The organism is Streptomyces sp. NPDC090032 (assembly GCF_044748025.1).
Lineage (GTDB): Bacteria > Actinomycetota > Actinomycetes > Streptomycetales > Streptomycetaceae > Streptomyces.
The window spans coordinates 117,099-126,192 of the sequence record NZ_JBIVFF010000020.1 but is presented as its reverse complement, the minus strand read 5'-3'; the positions used below and the strand labels follow the sequence as shown (position 1 = coordinate 126,192).

Annotated in this window: 9 protein-coding genes; 3 read left to right on the top strand and 6 right to left on the bottom strand. The window is 70.0% G+C overall.

The window, feature by feature from the left end:
* The first annotated feature begins 602 nt into the window (after positions 1-602).
* Entirely contained in the window at positions 603-1,601 is a 999-nt protein-coding gene (trpS, locus tag ACIPWY_RS36835) for a tryptophan--tRNA ligase (protein WP_362900824.1), read from the top strand.
* Between the two features lie 85 nt (positions 1,602-1,686).
* Here the strand turns inward: trpS and ACIPWY_RS36830 are convergent, their stop codons facing one another.
* Positions 1,687-2,709: a helix-turn-helix domain-containing protein gene (locus ACIPWY_RS36830; protein WP_362900826.1), complete on the bottom strand. Its 1,023-nt coding sequence runs from the start codon at positions 2,707-2,709 to the stop codon at positions 1,687-1,689.
* A gap of 74 nt (positions 2,710-2,783) precedes the next feature.
* Here ACIPWY_RS36830 and ACIPWY_RS36825 point away from each other — a divergent pair, with 74 nt between their 5' ends.
* Positions 2,784-3,380 carry a cysteine hydrolase family protein gene (locus ACIPWY_RS36825; RefSeq protein ID WP_393699745.1) on the top strand — a complete coding sequence of 199 codons (597 nt, stop codon included), beginning with the start codon at positions 2,784-2,786 and terminating at the stop codon, positions 3,378-3,380.
* A gap of 101 nt (positions 3,381-3,481) precedes the next feature.
* Here the strand turns inward: ACIPWY_RS36825 and proC are convergent, their stop codons facing one another.
* From proC to ACIPWY_RS36800, 5 genes are all read right to left on the bottom strand, one after another.
* On the bottom strand, positions 3,482-4,294 hold the full coding sequence (proC, locus tag ACIPWY_RS36820; RefSeq protein ID WP_362900830.1) for a pyrroline-5-carboxylate reductase: 813 nt from the start codon (positions 4,292-4,294) through the stop codon (positions 3,482-3,484).
* A 71-nt stretch (positions 4,295-4,365) separates the two neighbouring features.
* Positions 4,366-5,103, bottom strand: a complete 738-nt coding sequence (locus ACIPWY_RS36815) for an ABC transporter permease (protein ID WP_389487409.1) — start codon at positions 5,101-5,103, stop codon at positions 4,366-4,368.
* Positions 5,100-5,954: an ABC transporter ATP-binding protein gene (locus ACIPWY_RS36810; protein WP_393699742.1), complete on the bottom strand. Its 855-nt coding sequence runs from the start codon at positions 5,952-5,954 to the stop codon at positions 5,100-5,102. Before ACIPWY_RS36810 ends, ACIPWY_RS36815 begins: the two co-directional genes overlap by 4 nt.
* Before the next feature lie 628 nt (positions 5,955-6,582).
* Positions 6,583-7,356, bottom strand: coding sequence for a class I SAM-dependent methyltransferase (locus tag ACIPWY_RS36805; protein WP_362900833.1), 774 nt, complete (start codon positions 7,354-7,356; stop codon positions 6,583-6,585).
* A gap of 159 nt (positions 7,357-7,515) precedes the next feature.
* A complete protein-coding gene (locus ACIPWY_RS36800) occupies positions 7,516-8,043 on the bottom strand; it encodes an EamA/RhaT family transporter (protein WP_393699740.1) in 528 nt (175 codons plus the stop codon).
* Between the two features lie 203 nt (positions 8,044-8,246).
* Between ACIPWY_RS36800 and ACIPWY_RS36795 the strand changes: the two genes are divergently transcribed.
* Positions 8,247-8,972: an alpha/beta hydrolase gene (locus tag ACIPWY_RS36795; RefSeq protein WP_362900835.1), complete on the top strand. Its 726-nt coding sequence runs from the start codon at positions 8,247-8,249 to the stop codon at positions 8,970-8,972.
* The last annotated feature ends 122 nt before the right edge of the window (positions 8,973-9,094 follow it).

Below are 9,094 nucleotides of genomic sequence, written 5' to 3'. Positions count from 1 at the left end.
TTTCCCTTCGGTCTTGCGTTTCCGACTCTATCAGATCTTTCCGATCCGATTTCCTCGGGGTCTTGCTCCGCTTTCCGGCCTTTCGGCTTTCCGGCAGTTCCGACTCTATCAGATCCTTTCGGGCCTGATTCCCAGTCAGGGGGGCTTGTCTTCCCGGCCGTTGGGCCGTTCCGACGAGTGAGACTTTAGCGGAATCCTGGCTCCCGAGCTAATCGGGGGGGCGTCCTTTCGAACGCGGATTCCTCATTTCGCAAAGACGCATGAAAACAAGCCGTGGCGCATCTCGAAGAGACACGACATCGATCGTTGAATGGTTCTTGCGGAATGGCCACCCGGGGGCCGGTCAGGGACCGGAGCTCACGTCGGGCAACTCGGAGAACACTACGGACCGGGCCTAGGAGTGTCAACTTCACGCCTGTGAGGTCTACTCTTGGACTCGTGACTACGCATGCGCACACCCAGCAGTGGTGGGCCGCCTGACGGCGGCCAGCACAAGCGTGCATCCAACGGCCGCCGCCTCGGCGGCCGTTCTTGTATCTCCCTCCTGGAGACCACGGAGCCCGGCAGCCGGGCCACGGCGGTCCTGACCAGGAGGTTGAGTAGTGACGCGAATCTTCAGTGGGGTCAAGCCGACCGGGCATCTGACGCTGGGGAACTATCTGGGCGCCGTACGCCAGTGGGCAGAAGTCGACCAGCACCGGGCTGACGCGCTGTTCAGCGTCGTCGATCTGCACGCGCTGACCGTGGACCACGATCCCGGGCGAGTGCGCCGGCTCAGTAAGCAGGCGGCGACGCTGTTGCTTGCCTCGGGGCTCGATCCCGAGGTGTGCACCGTGTTCGTACAGAGTCATGTGGACGAGCACGCTCGGCTGTCGTATCTACTCGAGTGCGTCGCCACGGACGGCGAGATGCGGCGGATGATCCAGTACAAGGAGAAGTCCGCGCTCGAGCGGGAGCGGGGCGGGAGTGTGCGGCTGTCGCTCCTGACGTACCCCGTGCTGATGGCCGCGGACATCCTCGCCTACGGGGCGGACGAGGTTCCTGTGGGTGATGACCAGACGCAGCACGTCGAACTCACCCGGGACCTGGCCGTGCGGTTCAACCAGCGGTACGGGCACACCTTCGTGGTCCCGCGTGCGACGCCGCCCGCTGTGGCGGCGCGGGTCATGGACCTTCAGGACCCGACTTCCAAGATGGGGAAGTCGCACGGCAACGGCGCCGGGATCGTCTATCTCCTCGACGAGCCGGACGTCGTGCGGAAGAAGATCCTGCGGGCGGTCACGGACAGCGGCACGGAGGTCGAGTACGACCGCGAGGCCAAGCCCGGGGTGTCGAATCTGCTGGAGATTCTGGCCGCTTGTCTGGGTGGGAACCCGCAGGGCTTGAGCGGTGTATATGAGTCGTATGGCGCGCTGAAGAAGGCGACCGCGGAGGCCGTGGTGGAGGTTCTTGCGCCCCTGCAGAAGAGGCACAAGGAGCTGGTTGCGGATCCCGCGTATGTAGAGGAGGTGTTGCGGCGGGGAGCTGAGCGGGCGAGGGAGATGGCGAAGCCGACCGTGGACGCCGCCTATCGGACGATCGGGCTGCTTCCGCCTGCCTGAGCGTCCCTATTCCCTATAGAGGGACGTAGTGGGGAGGCACGTTCCTGAGGGCTCGCCTAGGAAATGCGTTCCTAGGTGGGGGTTCCTAGGTGGGGGTGAAGGGTCGCTGGGCGAATGAGGCTCGGTAGGAGCGTGGGCTGGTGGCGAGGCGCGATGCGAAGTGCTGGCGCATCGTGACCTCGCTGCCGAATCCCGCGCGGCGTGCGACCTCGGGCATGGGGAGGTCGGTGCGTTCCAGCAGCTTCTGCGCGGCCGACATGCGCTGGTCCAGGAGCCAGCGCAGCGGGGTGGTGCCGGTCGCTGCGATGAAGTGACGTGCGAAGGAGCGCGGGGACATACCGGCGCGGGCCGCGAGTCCGGCGACGGTGAGTGGTTCGTGGAGGTGCTGGAGGGCGTATGCGCGTACGGAGGTGAGTGCGTCGGCGTCGCGGTCGGTTCGTGGCGTGGGGTGCTCGATGAACTGGGCCTGCGTTCCGGTGCGGAAAGGGGCCGTGACCATCGACCGGGCGATGGTGGCGGCGGTCTCCGCTCCGTGGGTCCTGCGGACGAGGTGCAGGCAGAGGTCGATGCCGGCGGCGGTGCCTGCGGCGGTCCAGATGTTGTCGTCCTCGATGAAGAGGGCGTCGGGTTCGACGGTGACGAGGGGATGGTGGGCACGGAGCAGGTCGACGAGGTTCCAGTGGGTGATCGCGCGGCGGCCGTCCAGTAGGCCGGCTTGGGCGAGGGTGAAGGCTCCTCCGCAGAGGGCCGCGATGGTGACGCCACGGGCGTGGGCTCGGCGCAGGGACTCGAGAACCGGTTCGGGCGCGGGCGTCAGGTGGTCGTCGAGGCCGGGGACGACGAGCAGGTCGGTGGCGGGTGCGAGGCGTGTCAGCCAGGTGAGGGTGCGATCGGGGGTGAGGGTGAGTCCGCCTCGCATGGGGACGGGCGTGGGGTCTTCGGCGATGCGACGCAGGTCGAAGGCGGGGACGCCGCGGTCGGTGCGGTCGGTGCCCCAGACCTCGGTGATGACGGAGACGTCGAAGGCCCGGATGCCGGGGAAGGCGAGGAGGGCGATGCGCTGGGTGGGGTGCGAGAGCGCGGCGGCGTGCGGGACTGGGTTCGGCACGGTGGCAGTAAACCATCGATCGCTGTCTTCTGTACTGCTTGGGCGGGCGCGCTCTCGGCGGCAGCATCGTGGGCATGGAGATCGCAGAGAACGCAGCGCTGATCGTGGTGGACGTGCAGAAGGGGTTCGAGGAGGAGGGGTTCTGGGGACCGCGGAACAACCCTGAGGCTGACAAGAACATCGCATCGTTGATCGACGCGTGGCAGTCGACGGGGCGTCCGGTCGTCTTCGTGCGGCATGACTCGCCGAAGCCCCAGTCGCCGTTGCGGCCGGGGTACGCCGGGAACGGCTTCAAGGAATACGTGGAGGAGCGGCGTGGGAAGGGGGACGGGGCGGAGCTCCTGGTGACGAAGTCCGTGAACTCGGCGTTCTACGGATCTCCGGACCTGGACGCGTGGCTCGGAGCGGCTGGTATCGGGCAGTTCGTCGTAGCCGGAATCCAGACAAACATGTGCGCGGAGACGACGGCACGGATGGGCGGCAATCTGGGGTACGAGGTGCTGTTCGCGTTGGACGCGACGTACACCTTCGATCTGGAGGGCCCGTTCGGCTGGCGCCGCACGGCGGAGGAACTGGCGCAGGCCTCGGCGGTGTCCCTGCACGGCGGTGGCTTCGCCCGGGTGGTCACGACGGCGGAGGTCGTGGCTTCGGCGGGGCTCGGCGACCAGTAGGTGCTGCACCACCCGAACCCCCCGGCCGGGCCGACAGCCTTGCCGTTCCGTCCTGGCAGTTCGGGTGTTCCGGCCACATGCAGCGGTCGGCTCGTGCTCGGTCAGTTGTTGCCGGAGGCCAGTTCTCGGCTGCGGTCTCGGGCGGCTTCCAGGGCTGCGATCAGGGCGGCGCGGACTCCGTGGTTTTCGAGTTCGCGGATGGCGTTGATGGTGGTGCCGGCGGGGGAGGTGACGTTTTCGCGGAGCTTGACGGGGTGTTCGCCGCTGTCGCGGAGCATCGTGGCGGCGCCGATCGCGGACTGGACGATCAGGTCGTGGGCCTTGTCGCGGGGCAGGCCGAGCAGGATCCCCGCGTCGGTCATGGCCTCGACCAGGTAGAAGAAGTACGCCGGCCCCGAGCCGGACAGGGCGGTGCAGGCGTCCTGCTGGGACTCGGGGACGCGGAGCGTCTTGCCGACGGCGCCGAAGATCTCCTCGGCGTGGGCGAGGTGGGCGGCCGTGGCGTGGGAGCCGGCGGAGATGACGGACATCGCCTCGTCGACGAGGGCGGGCGTGTTCGTCATGACGCGCACGACGGGGGTGCCTTCGGGGAGGCGCTCCTCGAAGAACGTGGTGGGGATGCCCGCCGCGCCGCTGATGATCAGTCGGTCGGCGGGGAGGTGCGGGGCGAGTTCGGTGAGGAGGGTGCCCATGTCCTGGGGCTTGACCGTGAGGATCAGGGTGTCGGCTTGCTTGGCGGCTTCCGCGTTGGTGACGGGGGTGACGCCGTAGCGGGTGCGGAGCTCTTCGGCGCGTTCCGGGCGGCGGGCCGTGACCAGGAGGTTGGCAGGGGCCCAGCCCGCTCGGATCATTCCGCTGAGCAGGGCCTCGCCGATCTTGCCGGTGCCGAGGACTGCGACGTGCTGCTGGGGCATGGAGGCCACCCTTCGGGGCGCGGGGTTCGGTGCGGTTGCGTCCGTCGGGGCCATCCTCGCATCGGCGACGGTCAGGCCGTACGGCGGCGGAGAGTTGCGGCGCCGAGGGCCAGGACGAGTACGGCGCAGCCGGCGACGATGCCCGCGTCGCGGATGAAGTCGGCCGTGAGGTCGGTATGGCGGAGGACCTCGTTCATGCCGTCCACGGCGTACGACATGGGGAGGACGTTGGAGATCGCTTCGAGGACGGGGTGCATCTGGTCGCGCGGGGTGAACAGGCCGCACAGGAGCAGCTGGGGGAAGATCACCGCCGGCATGAACTGGACGGCCTGGAACTCGGAGGCCGCGAAGGCGGAGACGAAGAGGCCGAGGGCGGTACCGAGCAGGGCGTCGAGGAGCGCGACCAGGAGCAGGAGCCAGGCGGAGCCGGTGACGTCGAGGCCGAGGCCCCACAGGGCGAGGGCCGTGGCCAGGACGGACTGGACGACCGCGAGGGCGCCGAAGGCGAGGGCGTAGCCGGCGATGAGGTCGCCCTTGCCGAGGGGCATGGCGAGGAGGCGTTCGAGGGTGCCCGAGGTGCGTTCGCGCAGGGTGGCGATGGACGTGACCAGGAACATCGTGATGAGCGGGAAGATGCCGAGGAGGGAGGCGCCGATGGAGTTGAAGGTGCCGGTGCTGCCGTCGAAGACGTAGCGGAGCAGGAGGAGCATCACGCACGGGACGAGCAGCATCAGGGCGATGGAGCGCGGGTCGTGGCGGAGCTGGCGCAGGACGCGAGCTGCGGTGGCGAGGGTGCGGGCTGCGTTCATCGGGGGCTCCGCTGGAGGGTGTTGGCCTGGTCGACGAGGTGGAGGAAGGCGTCCTCGACGGTCGCGGCGCCGGTGTCGGCTCGCAGGCCGTCGGGGCTGTCGTCGGCGAGGATCTCGCCTTCGCGCATGAGGAGGAGGCGGTGGCAGCGTTCGGCCTCGTCCATGACGTGCGAGGAGACGAGGATCGTGGCGCCGCGCTCGGCGGCGATGGAATGGAAGAGGTTCCACAGGTCGCGGCGCAGGACGGGGTCGAGGCCGACGGTGGGTTCGTCGAGGACGAGGAGTTCGGGGGTGCCGAGGAGGGCGACGGCGAGGGAGACGCGGCTTAGCTGGCCGCCCGAGAGGTTGCCGGCGAGGGCGTCGGCGTGGGAGGTCAGGTCCACTTCGGTGATGACGCGGGTGACGTCGTCGCGGCGTTGGGCGGCTGCGGAGCGCCCCGGCTGCAGTACGGCGGAGAAGTAGTCCAGGTTCTGGCGAACCGTCAGGTCGGCGTATACCGAGGGGGCTTGGGTGACGTATCCGATACGGGAACGGAGTTCGGCGGAGCCTGCCGGGTGTCCGAGGACGGTGAGGGTGCCGGTGGCTTTGGCCTGGGTTCCGACGATCGCGCGCATGAGCGTGGACTTGCCGCAGCCCGACGGGCCGAGGAGGCCGGTGATCTGGCCTCGGGGGACGGTGAAGTCCAGGGCGTGCAGTACGGGGCGGGGGCCTCGGACGACGGTGAGGCCGGTGGCGCGGACGGCTGCCGCCGACGGCTCCGGCGAAGGGGGCGCGGGCGAGGAGGGGGCGGAGGACGAGGACGGAGGGGGCGAGGGCTCCGGGGAAGGCGACCCCTGATGGATATTCATCATGCGATGAATATCCATCGGGTGGGGCCGGGCGTCAAGCGGCTTGAGGCGCATTGAGGCGTCTGCGCTCCGGGGGGAGGGAGAGGGAGGGGGAGGGGGAGGGGGATCGGAGGGGGCGTCCGACTGGCAGGGGGCCGGGGCTTCCCGGCGGCAGCGGCGACCGGGGCTTTCCGGCGGCAACGGTGACCCGAGGTTCCCGGCGTAACGGATCCTGCATGGGGTGTGCCTGCTGCTGGCCGCGGTCGCGCTGCCCAGCTCGCTGGGGCTGATCCGGTGGCGGCGCTAGTGGTGAGAGCGCTCGCGGTGAGGGTGCCTCGCCGTGATGGCGCCTCGCTGTGAGAGCGCCTCGCCGTGACGGCGCCTCGCCGTGAGAGCGCCTCGCCGTGACGGCGCCTCGCGGTCGTCGCGCGGCGAACCTCTCGGGCTGGGCGGGCGGGTGGCCGGCAACGCCACGTTTCTGCGGCTGCCGAAGCTGCTCGGCGTGCTGTGGGCGTTGTCCGCCGGCCGGGACGTGCTGCTGGAGCTGGGTGGGCGGAGGCGCCTTGATCACATGTGCGCCACTGCGCTGGAGAGGGTGGATGGCGGGACTGGGCTGGGCGGGTGCGGACGGCGGTGTCCTGATGGTTGTCGGTCAGGTGCGGGTGGCCATCAGGAGTTCGACCACGTAGGTCTCCTCCACCGTGCCGTCCGGGAAGAGGTCGCTGAGCCGGGTGCGTTCCTCGGTGAGGAAAGTCTGCGCCGCGCCCTCTTCGAGGACCAGGAACGCCGAGTGGCTGCCGATGTTGGCGAGGTGCGTGTCCAGCGGGACATGACGGCTCCACCGCACGTGGCGCAGCGTGACCTCGCCCCGTCCCGGCAGGTCCGTGAGGCCCGACAGTTCGGTGGCGCGGGCCTCGTCGGGGCGCTGCCTGGCGCCCGTCTCGGCTCCTACGTGGCGCGCGATGCGATCGTGCTGCGCGGCGATCCACGGGACGTCGAGGGCGACGGTGTTCCACCACAGGGCGAGCGCGCCCCCCGGGCGCAGGACCCGCATCGCTTCGGGGGCCGAGCGGGCCGGCTCGGTCCAGTGCCAGGACTGGGCGTAGGTGAGGAGGTCGAGGGAGGCGTCGGCGAGCGGGAGGGCGTTGCCGTCGCCCCGGACGATCGGTACGCCGGGCAGCGCCCGGCGGAACTCGACCGCCATGCCCTCGCCCGGTTCGATGGCGACCACGTGTGCGCCGCGCGCGTGCAGGAGGGCGGTCGAGATGCCGGTTCCCGCGCCTACGTCAGCCACTCGGGCGCCCGCGAGTGGCCGTCCCGCGACTTCTTCGACGGCATCGAGGAGGGCGGGCGGGTAGGACGGCCGGTTCGCGGCGTACTGGGCTGCCGCGGCATTGAAGGAGTGGGCTCGCGAGACGGTGGTCATGCCGCCATCCTGTCCTGCGCGGGGGACTCTCGTCAGTACGTGGTGCCTGGCTCGGCAGTACGTGGTGCCTGCTCGGCAGTACGTGGTGCCTGCTCGGCAGTACGTGGTGCCTGCTCGGTCGGCACCACGTCCCCGGCGACGCGTGTCCCTATATGTGCGTCAGCCCCTGCGCTTCTTCTTCGACGGGTTGCCGGTGCGGCGCGTGCTGCGGCGTTCGTACTGTTCGCGGGCGGTCGCGTACTCCTGCCTGCGGAGTTTCTCGCCCGGGGCCTCCGAGAAGCAGCGCAGGAAGTAGGCGAGCAGGACACCGACGAAGCCGATCGACATGAAGCCGCGCAGTGACGCCTGCGCCTCGGGGTCCGGGCGCTTCGAGAAGCCGTCCCACGTGCGGCGGAAGGCGAGAGCGCTGCAGATCGCGAACATCAGGACGACGAGTACGTTCACGAAGGAGCCGACATCGGCGATGGCCAGGCCCTCGTACGCGAAGCGGAGCACGAAACAGCCTGCCGCCGCGCCGGCGAGCGATCCCGCGGCCACCGCGACGCGGCGCCAGGTGTAGCCGCCGTCGTGCTCGACCCAGGACCTGCCGAAGAAACGGATCTCCTCGGGCTGCGCGCCGACGGGGATGCCGCCGGCGGCTTCCGGGGTCTCGGGGGTGGGGCGGGGGGTGCCGGATTCGTCGCTCACGGGTCGATTATGGCGGCGCCCGGGGGTGGGGCGACGGCGTGGGGCAGGCACGCGCGGGTATACGCCGGTATCCGCCAGCATCGGACGGTGCTCGCGGGTACGCGCAGGCATCCGCAGATACCCGCGATGCCCGCGATGCCCGCGATGCCCGCGATGCCCGCGATGCCCGCGGGATTGTCGTACCCGTCTCCTACCTTGGCCGTATGACGGAATACGTACTAGTCGCAGGCGCGTGGCTCGGCGCATGGGCGTGGGACGACGTGGTGCCGGAGCTGCGTGCGGCCGGGCATGGCGCGCACGCCGTGACGCTCACCGGGGTCGCCGACAAGCAGGGCGTTCCGGCCGGGCAGAGGACCCATGTCCAGGACATCGTCGACGAGGTGGAGCGCCTCGGGCTGCGCGATGTCGTCCTGGTCGGGCACAGCTACTCGGGCATCCCGGTCGGTCAGGCCGCCGAGCGGATCGGCGACCGGCTGACGCGCGTGGTGTTCGTCGATTCGAATGTTCCGGCGGACGGAGAGTCGTTCGTGTCCGCGTGGTGGCAGGGGCCGGCGGCGCTGGAGGCCGTACTCGCCGCCAACGACGGGTACTGGCCCCCGCTGACCGCGCCCGACTGCGAGGGCCAGGGGCTCGACGACGCGCAGATCGCACGGTTCGTGGGCGGGGCCACGCCGCACCCGGGGGCGTCGCTGTCGGAGCCGGCCATGATGTCCCACCCGCTGGGCGGGCTTCCGGCGACGTACATCAAGTGCCTGCTCGACGGTCCCGAGCCGAGCGATGACGTGGTCGAGCTGCTGCGCAGCGAGAGCTGGCGGCTACGGGAGATGGACACGGGGCACTGGCCGATGTTCTCCCGGCCGAAGGAGCTGGCGCGGATTCTTCTTGAGGAGGCGGGGGCTGGGACGGTAGCCGGAGGCGGAGGGAGCTGAGGAGCTGAGGAGCTGAGGAGCTGAGGAGCTGAGGGACGGTAGCCGGAGGCCGCCGCCAGAAGTCCCGCCGGGGGGACGGTGACGACGAGGGCCGGTGCCGAGGGGGAGCCTGTGCCGAAGGC

Excerpts from the sequence above, each read along its gene's own strand:
- ACIPWY_RS36825 (WP_393699745.1), top strand. The coding sequence starts at position 2,784 with ATGGAGATCGCAGAGAACGCAGCGCTGATCGTGGTGGACGTGCAGAAG.
- proC (WP_362900830.1), bottom strand. The coding sequence starts at position 4,294 with ATGCCCCAGCAGCACGTCGCAGTCCTCGGCACCGGCAAGATCGGCGAG.
- ACIPWY_RS36815 (WP_389487409.1), bottom strand. The coding sequence starts at position 5,103 with ATGAACGCAGCCCGCACCCTCGCCACCGCAGCTCGCGTCCTGCGCCAG.
- ACIPWY_RS36810 (WP_393699742.1), bottom strand. The coding sequence starts at position 5,954 with ATGATGAATATCCATCAGGGGTCGCCTTCCCCGGAGCCCTCGCCCCCT.
- ACIPWY_RS36805 (WP_362900833.1), bottom strand. The coding sequence starts at position 7,356 with ATGACCACCGTCTCGCGAGCCCACTCCTTCAATGCCGCGGCAGCCCAG.
- ACIPWY_RS36795 (WP_362900835.1), top strand. The coding sequence starts at position 8,247 with ATGACGGAATACGTACTAGTCGCAGGCGCGTGGCTCGGCGCATGGGCG.